The 19,431-nt window shown below is 60.8% G+C and carries 23 protein-coding genes; 14 read left to right on the top strand and 9 right to left on the bottom strand.

Going from position 1 to position 19,431, the window contains the following annotated elements; translation table 11 throughout:
• The first annotated feature begins 18 nt into the window (after nt 1-18).
• From SynMEDNS5_RS05655 to fba, 7 genes are all read left to right on the top strand, one after another.
• Nucleotides 19-921 carry a phosphoribulokinase gene (locus SynMEDNS5_RS05655; protein ID WP_186585551.1) on the top strand — a complete coding sequence of 301 codons (903 nt, stop codon included), beginning with the start codon at nt 19-21 and terminating at the stop codon, nt 919-921.
• A 36-nt stretch (nt 922-957) separates the two neighbouring features.
• Nucleotides 958-1,305 (top strand): hypothetical protein, encoded by a 348-nt coding sequence (locus SynMEDNS5_RS05650; protein ID WP_186585549.1) that lies wholly within the window; start codon nt 958-960, stop codon nt 1,303-1,305.
• An 8-nt stretch (nt 1,306-1,313) separates the two neighbouring features.
• On the top strand, nt 1,314-2,126 hold the full coding sequence (locus SynMEDNS5_RS05645) for an A24 family peptidase (RefSeq protein ID WP_186585547.1): 813 nt from the start codon (nt 1,314-1,316) through the stop codon (nt 2,124-2,126).
• A 36-nt stretch (nt 2,127-2,162) separates the two neighbouring features.
• Nucleotides 2,163-3,041, top strand: a complete 879-nt coding sequence (gene accD, locus SynMEDNS5_RS05640) for an acetyl-CoA carboxylase, carboxyltransferase subunit beta (RefSeq protein WP_186585545.1) — start codon at nt 2,163-2,165, stop codon at nt 3,039-3,041.
• Nucleotides 3,041-3,436, top strand: coding sequence for a hypothetical protein (locus SynMEDNS5_RS05635; RefSeq protein ID WP_186585535.1), 396 nt, complete (start codon nt 3,041-3,043; stop codon nt 3,434-3,436). Before accD ends, SynMEDNS5_RS05635 begins: the two co-directional genes overlap by 1 nt.
• Before the next feature lie 32 nt (nt 3,437-3,468).
• Nucleotides 3,469-4,554 (top strand): Gfo/Idh/MocA family protein, encoded by a 1,086-nt coding sequence (locus SynMEDNS5_RS05630; RefSeq protein WP_186585533.1) that lies wholly within the window; start codon nt 3,469-3,471, stop codon nt 4,552-4,554.
• 86 nt (nt 4,555-4,640) lie between these two features.
• A complete protein-coding gene (gene fba / locus SynMEDNS5_RS05625; RefSeq protein WP_186585531.1) occupies nt 4,641-5,714 on the top strand; it encodes a class II fructose-bisphosphate aldolase in 1,074 nt (357 codons plus the stop codon).
• Nucleotides 5,715-5,770: 56 nt separating this feature from the next.
• Here the strand turns inward: fba and SynMEDNS5_RS05620 are convergent, their stop codons facing one another.
• From SynMEDNS5_RS05620 to purS, 4 genes are read right to left on the bottom strand one after another with little or no spacing between them, the layout of a single operon-like run.
• Complete coding sequence (locus SynMEDNS5_RS05620; protein ID WP_186585520.1) at nt 5,771-6,895, bottom strand: CARDB domain-containing protein; 1,125 nt, start codon at nt 6,893-6,895, stop codon at nt 5,771-5,773.
• Nucleotides 6,896-6,901: 6 nt separating this feature from the next.
• Complete coding sequence (locus SynMEDNS5_RS05615) at nt 6,902-7,879, bottom strand: LD-carboxypeptidase (protein ID WP_370593576.1); 978 nt, start codon at nt 7,877-7,879, stop codon at nt 6,902-6,904.
• Nucleotides 7,880-7,882: 3 nt separating this feature from the next.
• Nucleotides 7,883-8,536 carry a phosphoribosylformylglycinamidine synthase subunit PurQ gene (gene purQ, locus SynMEDNS5_RS05610; protein WP_186585518.1) on the bottom strand — a complete coding sequence of 218 codons (654 nt, stop codon included), beginning with the start codon at nt 8,534-8,536 and terminating at the stop codon, nt 7,883-7,885.
• Nucleotides 8,533-8,787 carry a phosphoribosylformylglycinamidine synthase subunit PurS gene (gene purS / locus SynMEDNS5_RS05605; RefSeq protein WP_186585516.1) on the bottom strand — a complete coding sequence of 85 codons (255 nt, stop codon included), beginning with the start codon at nt 8,785-8,787 and terminating at the stop codon, nt 8,533-8,535. Before purS ends, purQ begins: the two co-directional genes overlap by 4 nt.
• Nucleotides 8,788-8,883: 96 nt before the next feature.
• Here purS and SynMEDNS5_RS05600 point away from each other — a divergent pair, with 96 nt between their 5' ends.
• The gene (locus SynMEDNS5_RS05600; RefSeq protein ID WP_186585505.1) at nt 8,884-9,231 is read left to right on the top strand and encodes a hypothetical protein; all 348 of its coding nucleotides are present in this window, start codon (nt 8,884-8,886) and stop codon (nt 9,229-9,231) included.
• Between the two features lie 2 nt (nt 9,232-9,233).
• On the opposite strand, the gene SynMEDNS5_RS05595 is transcribed toward SynMEDNS5_RS05600, so the two are convergent.
• A complete protein-coding gene (locus SynMEDNS5_RS05595) occupies nt 9,234-9,938 on the bottom strand; it encodes an SDR family NAD(P)-dependent oxidoreductase (protein WP_186585503.1) in 705 nt (234 codons plus the stop codon).
• 29 nt (nt 9,939-9,967) lie between these two features.
• On the opposite strand from SynMEDNS5_RS05595, the gene SynMEDNS5_RS05590 reads away from it, so the two are divergent.
• The 3 genes from SynMEDNS5_RS05590 to SynMEDNS5_RS05580 all read left to right on the top strand — a co-directional run bounded on the left by SynMEDNS5_RS05590 (nt 9,968) and on the right by SynMEDNS5_RS05580 (nt 12,602).
• Nucleotides 9,968-10,516, top strand: a complete 549-nt coding sequence (locus SynMEDNS5_RS05590) for an isoprenylcysteine carboxylmethyltransferase family protein (RefSeq protein ID WP_186585492.1) — start codon at nt 9,968-9,970, stop codon at nt 10,514-10,516.
• A 69-nt stretch (nt 10,517-10,585) separates the two neighbouring features.
• The gene (locus SynMEDNS5_RS05585) at nt 10,586-11,194 is read left to right on the top strand and encodes a hypothetical protein (protein WP_186585490.1); all 609 of its coding nucleotides are present in this window, start codon (nt 10,586-10,588) and stop codon (nt 11,192-11,194) included.
• A 40-nt stretch (nt 11,195-11,234) separates the two neighbouring features.
• Nucleotides 11,235-12,602: an MFS transporter gene (locus SynMEDNS5_RS05580; protein WP_186585488.1), complete on the top strand. Its 1,368-nt coding sequence runs from the start codon at nt 11,235-11,237 to the stop codon at nt 12,600-12,602.
• Here the strand turns inward: SynMEDNS5_RS05580 and cobW are convergent.
• Nucleotides 12,599-13,690, bottom strand: a complete 1,092-nt coding sequence (cobW, locus tag SynMEDNS5_RS05575) for a cobalamin biosynthesis protein CobW (protein WP_186585486.1) — start codon at nt 13,688-13,690, stop codon at nt 12,599-12,601. The genes SynMEDNS5_RS05580 and cobW overlap by 4 nt on opposite strands.
• On the bottom strand, nt 13,690-14,220 hold the full coding sequence (locus tag SynMEDNS5_RS05570) for a pentapeptide repeat-containing protein (protein ID WP_186585484.1): 531 nt from the start codon (nt 14,218-14,220) through the stop codon (nt 13,690-13,692). The genes cobW and SynMEDNS5_RS05570 overlap by 1 nt, the downstream gene beginning before the upstream one ends.
• 86 nt (nt 14,221-14,306) lie before the next feature.
• Here SynMEDNS5_RS05570 and SynMEDNS5_RS05565 point away from each other — a divergent pair, with 86 nt between their 5' ends.
• The 3 genes from SynMEDNS5_RS05565 to ilvD are packed head-to-tail and all read left to right on the top strand — an operon-like array spanning nt 14,307 to nt 16,969.
• Nucleotides 14,307-14,924, top strand: a complete 618-nt coding sequence (locus SynMEDNS5_RS05565) for a uracil phosphoribosyltransferase (protein ID WP_186585482.1) — start codon at nt 14,307-14,309, stop codon at nt 14,922-14,924.
• A 24-nt stretch (nt 14,925-14,948) separates the two neighbouring features.
• Nucleotides 14,949-15,245 carry a hypothetical protein gene (locus tag SynMEDNS5_RS05560; protein WP_186585480.1) on the top strand — a complete coding sequence of 99 codons (297 nt, stop codon included), beginning with the start codon at nt 14,949-14,951 and terminating at the stop codon, nt 15,243-15,245.
• Nucleotides 15,246-15,298: 53 nt separating this feature from the next.
• Nucleotides 15,299-16,969, top strand: a complete 1,671-nt coding sequence (gene ilvD, locus SynMEDNS5_RS05555) for a dihydroxy-acid dehydratase (protein WP_186585478.1) — start codon at nt 15,299-15,301, stop codon at nt 16,967-16,969.
• On the opposite strand, the gene SynMEDNS5_RS05550 is transcribed toward ilvD, so the two are convergent.
• Nucleotides 16,970-18,757 (bottom strand): FAD-dependent oxidoreductase, encoded by a 1,788-nt coding sequence (locus tag SynMEDNS5_RS05550; RefSeq protein WP_186585476.1) that lies wholly within the window; start codon nt 18,755-18,757, stop codon nt 16,970-16,972. It abuts the gene before it with no gap.
• The gene (locus SynMEDNS5_RS05545) at nt 18,754-19,401 is read right to left on the bottom strand and encodes a Mo-dependent nitrogenase C-terminal domain-containing protein (RefSeq protein ID WP_186585474.1); all 648 of its coding nucleotides are present in this window, start codon (nt 19,399-19,401) and stop codon (nt 18,754-18,756) included. The genes SynMEDNS5_RS05550 and SynMEDNS5_RS05545 overlap by 4 nt, the downstream gene beginning before the upstream one ends.
• Between the last annotated feature and the right edge of the window lie 30 nt (nt 19,402-19,431).

Below are 19,431 nucleotides of genomic sequence, written 5' to 3'. Positions count from 1 at the left end.
CCAGATCTGCCTCCGTCGATGTCGAAGCGTCACCCCGTCGTGGCTGTCACGGGTTCCTCCGGTGCAGGAACCAGCACCGTGAAGCGTGCTTTCGAGCACATCTTCGCCCGTGAAAGCATCACTCCGGCTGTCGTTGAGGGTGACAGCTACCACCGCTTCGAGCGGATGGAGATGAAAAAGGCCATGGCAGAGGCCCTCTCCAATGGGGAAAACTTCTCCCATTTCGGACCTGAGGCCAACCTCTTCGACAAACTCGAAGAACTCTTCCGAGTCTACGGCGAAACCGGCGGTGGACAGAAGCGTTACTACCTGCACAGCCCCGAAGAAGCGGCGGAACACAACGCCCGTCTCGGCGTTGAGCTCAACCCAGGCCAGTTCACCCCCTGGGAAGACATCCCCAGTGGAACCGACCTCCTCTTCTACGAAGGTCTCCACGGCGGAGTGCAGGGCGAAAACTACGACGTGGCTGCCCTGGCCGACCTGCTGGTTGGCGTGGTGCCCATCACAAACCTGGAGTGGATTCAGAAAATCCACCGAGACAATGCCGAGCGGGGCTATTCCGCCGAAGCCATTGTGGACACCATCCTGCGCAGGATGCCGGATTACATCAATCACATCTGCCCGCAGTTCAGCCGCACGGATATCAACTTCCAGAGGGTGCCAACAGTGGACACCTCAAACCCTTTCATCTGCAGGAACATTCCAACCCCAGATGAAAGCTTCGTGATCATCCACTTCCGCAAGGGAGCTCGTGAAAAGTGGGGGATCGACTTCTCCTACCTTCTGAGCATGATTCACGATTCATTCATGTCGAGCCCCACCAGCATTGTGGTGAATGGTGGCAAGATGGGCTTTGCCATGGAGCTGATCCTCACACCAATCATTCACAGGATGATCGAGGAAAAGAAAAAGCTGGGCTGATTTCAGTCTTTTCCAGTCACGCTGAATCGATCTATCGTGGGTTCATCTGAACAGTCAGGTGAACCCATTTCTTCGTTTTCACCATCCTTTGTGATTGAAGGTGCTGGCGGTAGTAACGCCGGACTGACACCACGTTGGGATCGAGTGGACAGTCGACGCTTGATCGCCGTCGCACGGAAGGTTTATTTCAATCACCTAACGACCAACGGTTACACCCTCGATCCATGTGGTGTGGTGGTGAATGGTCAGCACGATGACGGTCGCGTGGTGTTTGAGATGCCGACTCTCCTGCCCGAGGAACAGTTCATCAGCGCTGAGCTGATTGGCCTCAAACTCAAGCGCCCCAGAGTCCCCAGAGATCGACAGAAGGGGAGCTCGTTTTAGTGGCTCTTATGGTGATCTCCCTGGCCCTCTTCGGCGCCTGCATCGGCAGTTTCACCAACGTCGTGGTGTGGCGACTTCCAAGGCAGGAATCTCCGATTTGGCCAGGAAGTCACTGCCCGAGCTGCGGTCATCCCGTGCGTTGGCATGACAACGTTCCGGTGCTTGGGTGGTTGCTTCTGCGCGGCCGATGTCGCGACTGCACAGCAGCGATCTCGGCCCGTTACCCAATCGTGGAAATCTTTAGTGGCTGCCTGTGGCTCAGCGCCCTGATCCCTGCCCAACGCAGCAGCGAAAACAGCGTGGTGCTGATCACGCTGCTGATGGGGCTTGTGCTGGTAAGTCTCCTGCTGCCGCTGGTTCTGATTGATCTTGACCACCTGTGGTTGCCGGAACCGATTTGCCGAGCAGGGGTGATCTGCGGCGTCATCGCCACAGCGTTTCTGGCCTGGGGAGGCGGCAGTGACCAACCAGAGGCGATTCTCCTGAATCATCTGATCGCCAGCGCGGCCGGACTTCTGGTGATGGAGGGCCTGAGCGCACTTGCCGAACGAATCCTGGGCCAACCTGCTCTTGGTCTTGGCGACGCCAAACTGGCTGCGATGGCTGGGGCCTGGCTCGGTTTGGGTGGCCTCGGCATCTCCATGGCTCTAGCGGTGTTCTCCGGTGCCGCGGTTGGAACTTTGGGCCGATGGACGGGCCGTCTTGGGCCCAGGCAACCCTTCCCCTTCGGTCCTTTCATCGCCTTCGGGGTCTGGATGACATGGCTGATGGGAGCGTCGTGGTGGTGGCACCGCTGGCTTGCTCTGATGGGAGGAGCCTGATGTGTCGTCTTAAATGGTTCCAGTAGAAGGCATTGCGTGTCGCTATTCGACTGGTTCGCCGATCGCCGCAAGGAACAGTCCGTCGTGAAGGTTGCCCAGGAGCCCGAGGAAGGCGACGGCCTCTGGAGCAAATGTCCTGAATGCGGCCAGGTTGTGTATCGCAAAGATCTGCTTGCCAATGCCAGTGTTTGCAGCAATTGCGGACATCACCACCGGATCCACAGCGCTGAACGCATCGCCCTGATCGCCGATGAAGGCAGTTTTGAAGCGATTGACGAGGAACTGGCCCCAACCGATCCTCTTGGTTTTAAGGACCGTCGCGCCTACGCCGACCGGCTGCAGGAGACCCAAGCCGGTACAGGCCTCCGCGATGGAGTGATCACAGGCTTCTGCCGAGTGGACGACATCCCCATGGCCCTGGCGGTGATGGATTTCCGCTTCATGGGCGGATCCATGGGATCGGTTGTGGGAGAAAAGCTGACCCGCCTGGTCGAACAAGCCACAGCCAAGCGCCTGCCGCTGCTCATCGTCTGCGCGTCAGGGGGAGCACGCATGCAAGAGGGGATGCTCAGCCTGATGCAGATGGCCAAGATCTCCGGTGCCCTGGAACGGCATCGCGAAGCAGGCGTGCTTTACGTGCCCCTGCTCACCCACCCCACCACCGGAGGCGTGACCGCCAGTTTCGCCATGCTCGGTGATCTGATCCTGGCGGAACCGAAGGCTCTGATCGGCTTCGCCGGCCGCCGGGTGATCGAACAGACTCTGAGGGAAAAATTGCCCGAAAACTTCCAGACAGCGGAGTACCTCCAGGACCACGGATTCGTGGACACAATCGTTCCTCGCACCCAGCTGAAATCCACGCTCGCCACGCTGATGAAGCTGCATGGCTGCCTGCAGGGGAGTGCGGCAGTTTGATGCGACTGACTCCCCGTTTCAAATCCGCCCAGTGGATCAGCGTGTTGGTTGTGCCACTCCTGCTTGTCCTGCTTGGGGGGCCAGCATTGGCAGGCCCGGTTGATTGGCGAGAGGTTCCATCCAGTTTGGAGGGCCAACAGTGGTGGGACGCCGGCAGTGTTCGACGCACCCGGGACGGCAACGTTTCCGTTCTCAGCCGTTACAGCCTGAGAACGGAGGATGAATCACCGGCATTAGGGACCCTGGTCGTGATGGAAATTGATTGCGACCAACGGCTGTATCGGGACACGCAGAAAAACGGTCTCCCCCGTTTCAAGGCCTCCTGGGAAGCGCCGGCTGACGACGATCTGATCTCTGAGGTGATCAATGCTGTGTGTCGCTCCGGCTTGGCCTGATTCCGCCTTGTTGTCTTACCCCCTGATGCTTCATGGCTTTGCGCTCTGATCGAGAACCAATTGGTGTCGCCGTTGCCGGACTCGGTTTCGGGGCAACGGTTCACCTGCCCGCTCTGGAAGCGAACGCTGATTTCAAGGCCGTGGCGTTGTGGCATCCCCGTAGAGACCGCCTGGATCAAATGGTTGGAGACAGGGGCTTGAAGGGATATGACGCCTTCGATGCCCTGCTTGAGGATCCCGATGTGCAAGCGGTGATCATCGCCACACCGCCTGGGCCGCGCTACGAGCTGGCCCTAAGGGCTCTGGCCGCAGGGAAGCATCTGCTGCTTGAAAAGCCTGTTGCCTTGAATGCGGGTCAGGTGGCTGACCTGCAGCGCACAGCATTGGCATCGGGCCTCACTGTGGCGGTGGATTTTGAATATCGAGCTGTACCGCTATTCCAGCAGGCAGAACGGCTTCTGAACAGCGGCGCGATCGGGACCCCCTGGCTTGCAAGGCTCGATTGGCTGATGAGCAGTCGAGCCAATCCTCAGCGCCCATGGAACTGGTACGCCAAAGCCGACGAAGGCGGCGGTGTGCTGGGTGCCCTTGGAACCCATGCCTTCGACATGCTGGCCTGGCTGATCGGTCCGGTGCAGACCCTGCAATCAATCACGCAAACCGCCATCGCGAACAGGCCGGATGCCAGCGGCGACGTTCGGGCCGTCACAGCGGAAGACATCGCCCTGATCAACACCACGCTCACGTCCCATCAGGGAGCACCGCTGGCCGCACAGGTGGCCTTGGCATCGGTAGCGCGCAATGGCAGGGGCTGCTGGCTGGAGATCTACGGATCGGAAGGAAGTTTGAAGCTGGGCAGTGAAAACCAGAAGGACTACGTGCACGGGTTCTCCCTCACCCTTCAACGGGACGGCGAACCGCCTCGCAGCGTTCAGGCGGATGAAGAGTTCCGCTTTGCGAAAACCTGGAGTGACGGACGCGTTGCCCCTGTCGCTCGGCTGCAAGGTTGGTGGGCGGAAAGCATGCGCAGCGGCCGGCCGATGGTGCCAGGTCTGTTGGAAGGGCTGGCCAGTCAGAAGGCATGCGACCGCTGCCTTGAGATGGCCTTAGGACGCTGATCGAGGCGAGACAAGAATCTCGGGGTTAGATCCGGTAGATTCGCCCCCATTCGTCTTCAAGACGTTCCACCTCGAGGTTCTTTCCCATGGCGCTCGTTCCGCTTCGGCTTCTGCTCGACCACGCCGCCGAAAACGGCTACGGCATTCCTGCGTTCAACGTGAACAACCTGGAGCAGGTGCAGGCGATCATGGAAGCGGCTGATGAGACCGACAGCCCCGTGATCCTGCAGGCCTCCCGCGGCGCTCGCAGCTACGCCGGTGAGATCTTTCTGCGTCACCTGATCCTGGCCGCCACCGAGACCTATCCCCACATCCCCGTGGTGATGCACCAGGACCACGGCAACGCTCCCGATACCTGCTACTCCGCTGCCATCAACGGTTTCACCTCCGTGATGATGGATGGCTCCCTGGAAGCCGATGCCAAGACTCCCGCCAGCTACGAGTACAACGTGGCTGTCACCAAGCAAGTGGTGGATTTCGCCCACTCCGTGGGTGTGAGCGTTGAAGGTGAGCTGGGCTGCCTGGGTTCCCTGGAAACCGGCAAGGGTGAGGCTGAGGACGGCCACGGTTTCGAAGGTGAGCTCTCCAAGGACATGCTTCTCACCGATCCCGCTGAGGCTGCTGACTTCGTTGCCAAAACCAAGTGCGACGCCCTGGCCATCGCCATCGGTACCAGCCACGGCGCTTACAAGTTCACCCGCAAGCCCACCGGTGAAGTGCTGGCCATCAGCCGCATCGCTGAAATCCACAAGGCCATCCCCAACACCCACCTGGTGATGCATGGCTCTTCCTCCGTTCCCCAGGAATGGTTGGAGATGATCAACAAGCACGGTGGTTCCATCCCCGAGACCTACGGCGTTCCCGTCGAAGAGATCCAGGAAGGCATCCGCAACGGCGTGCGCAAGGTGAACATCGACACCGACAACCGCCTCGCCTTCACCGCTGCTGTGCGCGAAGCGGCCATGGCTGATCCCGCCAACTTCGATCCCCGCCACTTCAACAAGCCGGCTCGCAAGTACATGAAGCAGGTGTGCCTCGACCGCTACCAGCAGTTCTGGGCCGCCGGCAACGCCAGCAAGATCAAGCAGGCCAGCATCACCCACTACGCCGGTCTTTACGCCAAAGGCGCTCTCGATCCCAAGGCTGCTGTCGCTGCCTGATCATTGCGATCGAGTCATCACGCCAAGGGAGGCCAAAAGGTCTCCCTTTTTTGTGCTTAAACAGTCACCACATCCAGGTCCATCCGATTGTTGGTCCTGCGCTCTTCCACTTCGATCACCATCTGTTCGGGGTCAGCGATCACGGAGATCCTGTGATCACCCACGGGCAGATCCAGGGGCATCGTGAAGTCCTCGCCTTCACCGGCTTTGAGCCACGGGATGCGCACGTAGCGATGGTTGCTGTAGCGGTCATCGATCACGACAGCGACGCCCACATCACTGACATCCATGCTGCCGATGTTGCAGACACGGAACTGGAGCTCTCCCTCTCTGTAGGCAAGCTGCTGAATTGCCAGGTCGCTGGCCAGTGTCCTGATGCTGCGCAGCGGGTAGATCCAAAGGCACTCCAAACGTTCCAGGCGGGTTGAAGGATGTTCATGGTGGAGATGACCGCCGTAAGCCAGGTCGGTGCTGCAGCCATGCAGATGAAGATGGGCACCTGGTTGTGGCACGGTCACCCGTCCCTGTTCCGGCTCCGTATCAAAGAATCCGCAGCAATCCCAGTGCATAGAGCGGCCGAGATAACGGATCGGATCGCTTGAATCTTCACTGGGCAGTGGTGAAAGCCTGTAGTGCTGAAGCATGTCGTAGAGGCTGAGACCGGCGACTGTGGTGCCTGCCTCACTGGAAGCGATCCCGAGGTTTCTGCGCTGCTGTCCCATGCAGAGCTTGGAGGCCACGGTGATCACCAGTTCATGCCAGTGCGCGATCAGACGCACGCCGTAGATCGGTGCCGCCTCCAGGGTGCCAAGACGCTGCCCCTGGGCGATGGCTTCCTCTACAAGGGCTTGAAGTGGTCGGCCCTCCAGGTCTCCCAGGGCTCCGAGATCAGCGGGTCGACGCAAAGACGTGGCATCGCCGGTGAAGCACACATAAGGGAAGTGGCCGCTGCCATCTCCAGGGGTGAGTCTGACGATGCTGCCGTCGTGAGCGACGCAGCGCCAGATCGCGGTCTGCTGATCGCCATCGCGCAGGAAGGTCAGTTCTCCATTGTCGACACTCGTGGTTGTGCCCAGACCCAGCACATCACCTTCGAGCGGAATCCTCTCCAGCGGCAGATGTTCGCGCACATCGCCAAGGATCAGATCACAGACACTGTTGGCAATGGTGAGGTCGGCCATGTTGAGTCAGCGAAGAAGTTGAAGGGTGCCATCGCTCCCATTCAGCTGTGCCTGCACGCCCAGAGGCAGGGATTGATTGGGTAATCCATGGCCCAATGGCAGATCGAGCAGCAGGGGAATCCCGAGATCACCGAGCCGTTCCTCGAGAATCCCAGCCATCGAAAAATCACCGGGAAGGATGTCGTCTTCCTTCCAGCTGAAACGACCGCAGGCCACACCCGCCACGTTGTTCAAGAGCCCCGCACTCCGCCACTGCGTCAGCATGCGATCCACGCGGTAGGGAGCCTCGCCCACATCCTCAAGCACCAAAACAGATCCCTGAAGCGATGGAAACCATGGGGTTCCGATCAGATGCGTCGCCACCGTGAGATTGGTCACCACCAGGGGGCCCTGGGCTGAACCAGCATGCATCGGGCGTCCCTGCAACGGTGCTGTCGGCTCACCTTTCAAAAGCGACACTGTGCGTTGCCACTGCTCCTCCGGCCCACCTGTGGAGCCATGAATAGCGCCAAGAAGTCCGGCTTTCCACTGAGCTAACAGCAGGGCGCTGCTGTCTGAAAAACCAAGCGCCCAGAAGGATCGTTTCGGAAACTGAACGCCTGCTTCCAGCACCCTGGCCGCGCCCCAGCCGCCACCCACATACATCACCCCATCCAGAGTGGGATCATTCCAGGCCTCCTCGAGAACCCGGCGTCGCTGAGCATCGGTTCCCGAAAACCACTGCCACTGACCGCGCACGTCGTCAGGGATCTCCAAGACCCACCCCTGGGCCTCACAGCGTTGAACGAGAGGATTGAAATCCGTGTCTGGATCCATCCAGGTTCCTGGATTAAGAGCACGCAGCCGCGAGCCTTTCGCCAGAGGTTGTAGAGGTGAAAGCGATCGGGGCGTTTGGCGTGCCCTCACACCACCAGGCCAGAGTGAGGCCATCGCCCCGGAACCGACTGCTAACGAAGCCAACTCCAGCAGCGATCGACGGCGCATGACTCAGGAGAGCAGAGCCTCCAGGATCGCGCGACCGGCTGTACTTCCAGTCACTGGATCGCAAGCGCGCTCCGGGTGTGGCATCAAACCCAGCACATTGCCCTGTGCATTGGTGATACCAGCGATATCGGCGACAGAACCATTGGGGTTACGGCAATACCGCAGGGCAATGGCGTCATCGTCCTGCAGCTTCTTGAGAGTGTCGTCGCTGCACTGAAAACGGCCCTCCCCGTGTGCGATCGGCAGGGAGAACTGGTCATCGCGCGCGCAAGTCGCCAGCCAGGGGGTGCGATCACTCACCACCGCAAGGGGGGTGGACTCGCAGATGAAATGGAGATGACGGTTCCGCGTGAGGGCACCAGGCAGCAGACCGAGTTCCGTCAGCACCTGAAATCCGTTGCAGATTCCCAGAACACGGCCCCCCTCAGACGCGAAACGTTTCAAGGACTCGAGCACTGGTGCAAAGCGGGCAATGGCGCCGCAGCGCAAATAGTCGCCGTAACTGAATCCGCCCGGCAGCACGACGGCCTCCAACCCAGTGAGATCACGATCCTCGTGCCAGAGATACTGGGTCGGGTGACCGAGACACCCTTCTGTGGCCCAGCGGACATCGCGGTCACAGTTTGATCCTGGGAAAACGACAACCCCGATGGTCATGACTGTGAGAGCTCCAGAGTCCAGTTCTCGATCACAGGGTTGGCCAGAAGTCGATCACTGAGCAGTTCAACCCTGCGACGCGCCTCCGCCTCGTCAGGTGCCTCCAATTCCAGTTCCACAGCTTTACCGATGCGGAGATGGGCAATCCCATCCACACCAAGACGCTGGGCAGCGGCACTCGTCGCTTCCCCTGCGGGATCGAGGACCGATGGGCGCAGTTGCACCAGAACGCGGGCTTGAAAACGCGGCACGAGCTCTGAACGGAATTGTTAAATCTTGACAGGCCAGGGGTCCGCAAAGGCGCAGACGGCCGCACGTTGAAAACAGGTGAGTGAGCCCTGCAACGAGTGACTGCACCCAACAACGCTGTTCTTCCATCCGTCGCTCTGCTGATGGTCTCAGTGGCAGTCTTTGGCGCTCCTACGCGGGCTGAATCCGCTGTGGCCGTCACCATGGAATGCCGCCACGCCAATCAGTCCTGGTCGCCCTGCCACTACGTGAGCGAACAACCGGGGGCACGCTGGGAACTGGCGTTCAGCAACCAAGTCGTGCGATTTCAGCACGATGGCAGCGGCACGATGGAGATGAAGATTGGCGAGCAAACCGCTTGGGCCAAGGTGCAGACGCACTGGAGTGCGGATGGAACGCTGTGCTGGAACACGGTCTGCGCCCGCGGCGACATCCCGCTCGATTGAGGTCAGCGTTCCAACGTGGCATTCACCGCCAGCTCAAAGGGCACGGCGGATGCCGGCAAATTGAGCAGTTGACAGCAGAGGGATGCAAGGTCGCCCGGCTGCGTCATCAACTCCGGTGCCAGAGGACTTGTTCCGCGTGCCATATCGGTGTTCACCCAGCCTGGACAGATGGCGGTCACGCGAATTCCCTGGTCCCAGCCTTCGTTGCGCATCGCCTGGCAGAGGCCCATCAAGGCGAACTTGCTGGCGGAATAGCCCGCCAACGTGCCCTTGCAGCGTTTGCCGCTCATGGAGACCAGAACCTGAATTCGACCCGTTTGTGAAGCAACAAGCGCTGGCCAGGCTGCTCGCGTCAGCAGCCAAGGGCCCTTCACATTCACACTCCAGAGCTCGTCGGGCTCGTCGGTTTGCGCATCACTGAACAACAACGGTGTGCTCCGGAGGATTCCCGCGCAGTGAATCAGGGTGTCGAGTGCTCCGAACGCCTGCTGCACCGCCTGCACAGCCCGCTCGGCATCGCCTGGATCCCTGGCGTCGTAGCGACAAAGCGATAAAGAATCGCCATGGAGACGGGGATCCAAGGCTGTGTCGCGGAGGCCATCCGGATCGCGAACAGCCAGACAAAGGTGATACCCCTGAGACAGCAGCAAAGTCGCAATCGACCGGCCGATACCCCGACTCGCACCTGTGATCAGAATCGTTCGCATAGTGAGAGCACGTTGAGGAAGGCCACCCCATGGCGGATTGGAACCGGGCGTTCCAAGGCTGGAACCTGAGCTGGAGAAGCCTGTTCAGCAATCAACAGGGGGAATGGTGGCTGGTGGCCCAGCTGCTGCTGATCGTGGGACATCTGGCGCCGGCTTGGCCGAGCACGGACTCCCTAGGGGTCCATTGGCCACCGGTGGTGACGATGGGCGGACTGATCCTCTTCGCCGTGGGATTGGGATTGGCGGTTCAGGGATTCCGCGCCCTGGGCCCCAGTCTCTCGCCCTTGCCGGAGCCGAAAAAAGGGGCCGCGCTGGTCACCACGGGGGTTTATGCCCACTGCCGTCATCCTCTCTACAGAGCGGTTTTGGTGTGTTCCTTGGGAGTAGCCCTCGCCTGGGGAAGTTTGCTGCACTTGGCGCTTCTCTTGTCGCTGGTGGTTGTCCTCACCGGCAAGGCGCACCGGGAAGAGCGTGAACTGCTCAAATGCTGCCCCAACTATGCGGACTACATGAAAACCACAGCGTCGATCGTGGCTCACATCCCTGGCCTCGACTGGCGCACAACGGGGGCCGGCTGAGAAACCGTTTATTCATTTTTGAACCGATAATGTTTGCCCGTAAGACAGGTCAGTTTTTCTGTCAGCGGAATGCAAATCGTCCGGGATCGCCGAACCCTCTGCCGTTGCCTTGCATTCCCAGTTGTGGCCACAGCGTTGCTCGCACTGGGAGTGACCCCCGCAGCGCGCGCTGATCGTCAGGATGGCGAGCGTCCGTCCCTGATGGCCCTGCTCGAGCCCGTTCCACCGCGGGCGGAGCCTGTCCCCACCCTCGTTCTGGAACGGACCGACCGCCGCATCGCCTCCACCGGCGATCCGATCTGGGATCTGAGGCTCGAGATTCCAGGGAAACCCACGCGTCGTTTTGACGCCGTCAGCGGACGGGCCAATCGTCAGAACGCTGACCGCGACCGCATGGGAAGCCGGGCTCCCCTGCCAGCAGGCACTTACAGCGTCGGCCCGGTCGAACCCCTCGCCGACGGGGCCTACCCCGAGCTTGGCCCTGTCTGGATCAGCATCGAGCCCACCTTCACGACCGGTCGCAGAGTTCTGGGAATCCACCAGGATCCCAGCGCCGGTCGCCTGAATACCCAGAGCGGCACCCTTGGATGTATCGGTCTGGTGAACCGCAACGACATGCTCGATCTCTCCACTCTGATCGAACGGTCAGGAACCCAGCGCCTTGTGGTGATGAACTGATTCGATCGCCGAAGATCGCAAGCAAAGGGCAAAATCGCATATGGGCATTGCGCTGGATCTCTCCGATGCTCCCGCTCCGCTCATGCGCAGAGTGCTGCTTGCCTACGGCATTGGTGATGCCGGAACTGGCATGGCCACGGCCGTCGTGGGCTTCTATCTCTTCGTTTTTTACACGGCAGTCGCTGGGTTGCCCGCATGGCTGGCCGGAACGGTGCTCATGGTGGTTCGCGTCTGGGATGTGTTCAGTGATCAGATGATCGGTTTGCTCAGCGATCGCACTGGCGGACGCTGGGGCCCGCGTCTGCCGTGGATGATCTCCAGTGCGGCACCCCTGGGGCTGTCCATGACCCTGATGTGGTGGGTGCCACCGTTCAGTGATCCTTGGCGGTTTCTCTGGTTTGTAGCGGTAGCGGCGATCTTTCAGAGCACCTACTCCGGGGTGAACCTGCCCTACTCAGCCCTGGCTACGGAGCTGACCAATGATGAAACGCTGCGCACCCGCCTCAACGCTTACCGCTTCACGGGGTCCGTTCTGGCCAGCCTGCTTGGGCTTCTGCTTGGCGCAGCACTGAGCCATGAAGGTGCACCTGGATACCTGCGGATCGGTTTGGCCTCGGGCCTGATCCTGGTGTTCGGCAGTGTGGCCAGTGCGATTGGATTGGCGCCTGCTGCGAGTCGCTGCCAGCGACCCGCAGCGACGCATCAGGCTCTCATCCCTCAGCTGCGCAGCCTCAAAGCCAACGGACTGTTTCTGCGGGTGGTGGCGATGTACCTGCTGGGGTGGGGAGCCCTTCAACTGATGCAGCCTGTGTCGATCATCTACCTCTCGGATGCCCTGCATCTCCCCCATCGCTGGAGCACGTTCTTGCTGATCCCGTTTCAGATCAGCGCCATGGCAGGACTCTGGATCTGGAATCGGGTGGCCGCACAACGAAGCCGCTTGCTGGCGCTTCAGGCCGGTGGTTGTGGCTGGATCGTGTTCTGCATCATCGCGATGGTGCTGCCGGCGCTCCCCATCAGCGGAAACGCGCTGGCCGCTGCCAATCGAACCCAGCTTCTCGCCTTGCTGGTCACCCTCGTGCTGCTGGGTCTCTGCGCTGCCACGGCCTATTTGCTTCCTTGGGCCTTTCTGCCGGAGGCTGTAGATGCGGAGCCGAACCATCCCGCCGGTCTGATCACAGCCTTCATGGTTCAGATCCAGAAGCTTGGAAGTGCCGTTTCAGTGTTCCTGCTGGGCCTGATACTCAGCTGGAGTGGCTACGAAGCAAGCCTGGGAGAAGCCCAGCCTGAGCGAGCCCTGGTCATGATCCGCATGAGCATGGGGCTGATTCCCGCTGTTCTGGTGATGCTCTCGCTCTGGGTGATGCGCGATTGGAACAGGGTGCGGTCGCGCCTCTTGCATCGCTAGCGATTCGCCAGAAGCCTGGACTCCAGACTCTCCGCCGCACCCGCCTCGAGGCCGATCACGACGAGCTCAAGACCGGAGCCTGCTGCAGGCGTCCAGGCATGGTCTGGAGCTGCCTCAAACCAGCTGTCCAACCTGGGACCCACCATCTGGATCTGCAGAGGGAGGGTCTTCCCTGGAAGCCAGACACGACCCTTGAGGCGGATCACATGATGGGTGCGGACAAACTCCGGCAGGAGCTGCTCAAGCGTTATGCGATCAAAGGGTCCTTCCAGACGGATCTGACCACTGATGGCCTCCACATGGCTGTGGTCGTGATGGCTGTGGTCGTGGTGGCTGTGGTCGTGGTGGCTGTGGTCGTGATGCCCGGCTTCGTCAGCGTGCTCAGCGCGATGGCTCGATTCAAGGGACTCAAGGCCTAGCACCAGAGCCGGATCAACCTGTCCACGACTGACGGCCAGGGTGCCCGCACCGGGACGCAGCCGCGGCTCGATCGCCTGCAAAACGGTTTCCAGTTGGGAAGGCTGCAGACAATCGGAACGGCTGATCAGCACCAGATCTGCTGCTTGGAGCTGGTCTTCGAACAGATCCTCGATGGCAGTGAGGTGGTCAAGGCTCTGATCCTCTTGCCGCTGACGTTCCAGCGCCTCAGGATCACCCACGGGACTGCCTCCACTCATGGCTTCACCATCCACCACGGTGACGACCCCGTTCACATGCACACGGCGGCGGATGGCAGGCCACTCGAGAGCCTGGAGCAGGGGACGGGGAAGAGCCAAGCCACTGGTTTCAACGACAATGCCATCAAGCTGATCGGATCGTTCCAGAAGCGTTTCCATCGTTGGCAGGAAATCGTCCTGAACGGTGCAGCAGAGGCAGCCGTTATTGAGTTCCACAAGACGGCCCTCCACCTCCTCTTCTGGACAGAAACCACAGCTGCGAATCAGATCTCCGTCCAAGCCAACGGTTCCGAACTCATTGACCATCACGGCAAGTCGTTGACCGCTCTGGGTGAGCAGGTGCCGCAGAACTGTGGTTTTGCCGGCGCCGAGGAAGCCGGTGATCACCGTGACGGGAAGTCGCTTGGCCATCAACGGCATCCCAGTGATTCTCTGGTGCTCACACCACTGAGACTGTTCACACCGCTGGCGCGTCCACAGAGAGCTTTGAGCTGGGGAAGATCGATCACGGCATTCGTGAAATCGGTTCCATCGATCTGAGCGTCGTTAAAACGGCTCTGCATCAACATCGCGTTGGTGAAGTTCGCATCGCGCAGGTCGGCCCCATCGAAGCGGCTGGAGAAAGCCACCACATCTTCAAGATCGGCACCGCGAAGATCAGCCCCCTGGAGTTGCGAGGTATTGATCACAGCCCCGCGGAGATCGGCATCCCCAAGGTCAACCTCGCGCAGGTCGGCTTTGAGAAATTCCTTTTCCTTCAGATCCCGACCGTGCATGTTGGACGAGATGTCCTGAACCGCACGCTGACCGCGCAGCTCCGGGGCGGTGATTGCCTCTACTGAGGGTCCACCGACAAGAACGGCAGAGAACACCAGCAATCCGGCAAGCAAGACCGTGGTCAGTTGGCGCAGCGAATGGCGAAGAAACGCGGAGACAGGCATGGGGGGAGAGACCTCGGCGGGTGCCGGAAGCAGCTGCCGTAATTTGAACGGTCACGTTATGGCAGAGATCTGCCCAGCCACGTGTCATGGCCAAGACTCTTCGGGTGGTGGTTCCGCCCCACCCACTCATTGCCCACTGGCTGACGGTGCTGCGCCATGAGGGAACTCCGGCAGCTCTGTTTCGCACAGCCATGGAGGAGCTCGGCCGATGGCTGAGTTACGAAGCGCTTCGCGACTGGTTGCCGCACCGAAGGGAGGTGGTGAAGACACCTCTGGCGAGCACAGAAGGAACGATGATTGAGGCGAACGTTCCCCTGCTTGCAATCCCGCATCTCCCTGGAGGCCTGCATCTCTGGGAGGGTGCACGCCAGGTGCTTCCGAATGCTGATCTATGCCTCGATGGCGTGCCCTCCGGCATCGAGGCCCAAGCGGGTGTTGTGTTGCTTCTCGATCAGATCAATGATGGTGAAACTGTGCTCTCGATCCTGAATCGGTTGCAGCAAGAACAGGTGGATGGGCGTCGCTTGCGTGTGATCACCACGATTTGTGCAAGCCCGGGGTTGAAGCGCATTGGTGAGGCCTTCCCTGACATCACTATTCACACCGCCTGCATCGATGCTGATCTCGATGAACAGAATCAGATTCTTCCGGGAATCGGTGACCCCTTGCAAAGGCTGGGGATCAGATCAACGCAGGCCACCTAGGGTTCAACGAGGAATTAGAGGGCCATGGCGCGTCAGCAAGACTCAACCTCAGCAACACTGGCGACACTCGTCAGCGGAGCTGTTCTGGGCGCAGCAGGGCTTGGCTGGTGGCTGATCTCGGAAGCAGACCGTCGCCGGCGTCTGCGCTACAAGCGCTCGATGTTGTATGCCCCGCGCATGCAGGACGGCAGTGAGGCTCTTGGACCAGGAGAACTCCAGCCTCTTGATTCCGACAGTCAGCTGGAGGCTCGGGTAGAGCAGCTGAATGCCGCGATCGCGGATGTTCGCAAACAGCTTGAAGACCTTGGCTCCAAAGGGTGACCAGCGCGGCCGGTAGGTTGATTTCAATTTCACGCCGGAAGACGGCCTGATCCATGCTCCGCTCCGATGCCGTCACCAAAGGGATCCAGCGCTCACCCAACCGGGCGATGCTGCGGGCCGTGGGTTTCGGCGATCAGGACTTTGGCAAGCCGATCATCGGCATCGCCAACGGCTACAGCACGATCACGCCCTGCAACGTGGGGCTCGATGACTTAGCCCGGCGTGCCGAAGAGGCGGCCCGACTGGCTGGCGGAATGCCGCAGACCTTCGGAACCATCACCGTCAGCGACGGCATCTCGATGGGAACCGAGGGGATGAAATATTCCCTGGTGAGCCGGGAAGTGATCGCTGACGCCATCGAAACGGCCTGCAATGGCCAGAGCATGGATGGCGTTTTGGCTGTCGGCGGCTGTGACAAAAACATGCCTGGGGCCATGCTCGCGATGGCGAGGATGAACATCCCAGCGATCTTCGTGTACGGCGGCACCATCAAGCCGGGAAAACTGGGCGGCTGCGACCTCACCGTGGTGAGTGCTTTTGAAGCGGTGGGTCAGATCACCAGCGGCAAGATCGACGAAGAGCAGCTCACGGCCATTGAGAAAAATGCCTGCCCCGGTGCTGGCAGCTGCGGCGGCATGTTCACCGCCAACACCATGAGCGCCGCCATCGAAACGATGGGGCTCAGCCTTCCCCGCAGCTCCACGATGGCCGCTGAAGATGAGGAAAAGGCCGACAGCGCAGCCAGATCGGCCGAGGTGTTGGTGCAGGCCATCCAATCCGGCATCCGCCCCCTCGACCTGATGACCCGAGAGGCCTTCGAAAATGCCATCAGCGTGATCATGGCGGTGGGTGGCTCCACCAATTCCGTGCTGCATCTGCTCGCCATTGCCCGCACGGCCGGCGTTGAACTGGCCATCGACGACTTTGAACAGATCCGCCAACGCGTTCCGGTGATCTGTGATCTCAAACCCAGTGGCCGTTACGTCACCGTGGATCTCCACCGCGCTGGTGGGATTCCCCAGGTGATGAAACTGCTGCTGGATGCCGGTCTGCTCCACGGAGATTGCCGCACGATCGAAGGCAAAACCCTCAGGGAACTGCTCGCGGATGTGCCCTCCACGCCGCGCGCGGATCAGGATGTGATTCGACCACTTTTCAATCCCCTCTACGCCAAAGGCCACCTGGCCATCCTCAAGGGCAACCTGGCCAGCGAAGGAGCTGTCGCCAAGATCAGTGGTGTGAAGAATCCGGTGATCACCGGTCCAGCCAGGGTGTTTGAAAGCGAAGAAACCTGCCTGGAAGCGATTCTCGACAACCAGATCCAAGCCGGTGATGTTGTGGTGGTGCGCAACGAAGGCCCCGTCGGCGGTCCAGGCATGCGCGAAATGCTCAGCCCCACCTCCGCGATCGTGGGTCAGGGGCTGCTCGACAAGGTTGCGCTGATCACCGACGGACGCTTTTCAGGCGGTTCTTATGGTCTTGTGATCGGCCATGTGGCTCCTGAAGCAGCCGTGGGTGGAACCATCGGCCTGATCAAGGAAGGAGACAGCATCACCGTGGATGCCAATCAACTGCTCCTGCAACTCAATGTAGACGACACGGAATTGACACGTCGACGTAACGCCTGGGTGCCGCCAACGCCGAAGTACCGGACGGGGATTCTGGGCAAATACGCGCGACTGGTCAGTTCCAGCAGCCAGGGCGCGGTCACCGATCAGCCCTGATCAACCAAAGCCAGTCACCCTCAGCCAGGGCCCCCATGGGTTGAGCGTTCCTCGCAAGGCCGTGGGCGTTGGCCCCTTCACGGTGGTCATCCAGGCCTGAACCGATGGTTCAAGGGTGATCACAGGCCAGTGATCCCCATCGGTGGTCTCCAGTCGAAACCCTCCATCTGCGCAGGGATGAATACGTCCCCTCAGCACACAATCCGTGTCTCTGGAAGTGGCATGTGCGCCAGTTCTCTCCCCTTCACCCAGCGCCAAAGCGCCAGGCAGTGCACGGTGCTGCGGGGCTTTCCAAAACGGATGGTTCCAGGCCAAGTGCCAGTTCGGAACCACTGCCGAGGGTGCCGTTTGATCAGTGATCAATCGCTCCTGCAGCTGATGCACCGGACAGTTCGCCGGTGGAATGGCCTGGGCAACCGACAGGGCCGCTGCAGCTCCTGCCGCCTGGCCCACATTTAAAACCAACGGTTGAAGGCGGGTGGCGCCATTCGCCATATGGCTGGTGCTGATCGCCTTGTCGGCCGCTAACAAATTATCGATCTCTTCACTGACCAGCGCGCCAAACGGAATGCAGAACGGTGTGCCCGTCCAGCGCCCACCCCAACGGCAGCTCTTGGGTGCCAGGGGCCAATCAGGCCCGGGATAGTGATGGTCATTGGCGTAGTTGCCCACCGCGATCGACTGCAGCGCATCGGCTGAGTCGCGGGGCAAGGCAGCACACGAGGCACCCTCGCCAACCGGCAACAGGTCCTGCTCGAGCACTGTGGCGCGCCCCACCAAGCGCCGCCCCTCGCGCCAGTAAGGCATGGCCGCCAGCCAGGGAGCCGGACTGCCTGATTCCTCGGGAAAAGCCTGGCCGAGCTGAAGCCAGCCGCCGCTCGCCTCCCTCAGGGCTTCGGCAAACCGGAGACTGTGGGCCTGCATCTCTGCATACAGGTCCACTTCCTGCTGGGAGTCTCCGCCAAAGGCCCGTTCCAGCCCCCAGTGCCAATCGTTGCCATGCAAGGGCCAGTTGAGCATCACCAAGCCACCGGGCAGGCGCCCATAGGTGAGGGTGCGCTCCAGGCCGAAGCACTCACAGGCCTTCTCAAAAGGAGCCGGAAGCTGGGGCCTGCCAGCGGGATCGATTCCGCGGGCTGGATCCGCCTGCAGGTGATCGCTTTGCAGCTGGCCCATCACCACCCAGGTGGGCGATTGCACCGGCTGATCCTGGAAAAAGGCCTCTGAATTGAGGCGCTCCCGGCTTGGGGCGCTGGGTTCACCCCACTGCTCCTGCGCCTCCCAGCCGAAGCGGAAGGGAGCCTCTGCCAACGGCAGCAGATCACCGCGGTCGCTGCCATCGATCACCACCTGGCAACGCACGCGCCGGCGTTCAGCATCGATCTCAACCTGCAGGGCATTGATCAGCGATCCTTCCCGCTCCACCTCCAGCAAGCGGCAACGGGGCCACCAGAGCAGATTGGCCTCGGCCCTCACCCAGTCCTGCAAGATCTGCTCTGCCGTTGTGGGCCGGTAGCCGAAGCAGCTCACCCAATTGTGATCCAGCCCTTCCGGTTCACGCCGCTCCAACTCCCGCAGGAAAGCCCCCCAAAGCCCCGTTTGCCAGGGCGATAGTTCGTTGCCATCCGGGCAGCACACTCCAGCTGCGCTCACCATCCCCCCGAGCCATGGGCCAGGTGTCAGCAGAAGCGTGGAGGCACCACCCCGTGCGGCCTGAATCGCAGCAGCTACACCACCGGTGCCGCCGCCCCAAACGAGCACATCGACTGTGTCGAGGGAAGCGCTCATGCCGGGGCGGAGTCTTTGCGGCAGATCCGCAGTTGTTGTTCTTCGTGGAGATGGCCCAGGCAGCGGAAGCGCAGCCCCACGAGTTGGTCGTACAGCGGATTCAGTTTGCACATCGGCGGAATGTGCACGAGTTTGTGGCCAAACAGCACGATGTCTCTCTCAAACGGACATTGCGCAGGGATCAGACTCACGATGAAGCCCGCGACGGCCGGGTCACTGGGGTCAAGCGCATCCAACCACTGCTTCAAGGGTTCAAGCGGATGGATGCTCCGGGCGCTTGTCGAAGCGTCACACGGCTGCAAATCCTTCAGGGGTGACTGATCACAGCCGAGCAGGTCCGCCCAGTGATGGAGCAGATCCAATTCCATCGCACTGAGATGACCATCGGCTAATGACACCACAACGGCAGAGCGAAGAAACTGCTCGGCGAGGGTCCGATCTTCCGCAAAAGCCTCGGCCAGATCACTGTCTTGAGCAGGGGGCAAGCCGTCCCAGTTGAGATCGGCGTCAGGCAGAGTTTTAGAAAGGTGATCGGCCAGCGCTCTGCGCTCACCTTCGCTGAAATCGTCATCAGCCAGAGCCAGTTGGTGCAGGGCCGACAACCAGACACGCCGAACCTCTGCGCGTTGGATTGGGGATGGCATCGAAACCAGAGCGAAGAAAAGGAGGTCGTT

Origin of the sequence: Synechococcus sp. MEDNS5, from assembly GCF_014279875.1 — a bacterium.
Taxonomy (GTDB): domain Bacteria; phylum Cyanobacteriota; class Cyanobacteriia; order PCC-6307; family Cyanobiaceae; genus Synechococcus_C.
This window is presented reverse-complemented; position numbering and strand designations above follow the sequence as displayed.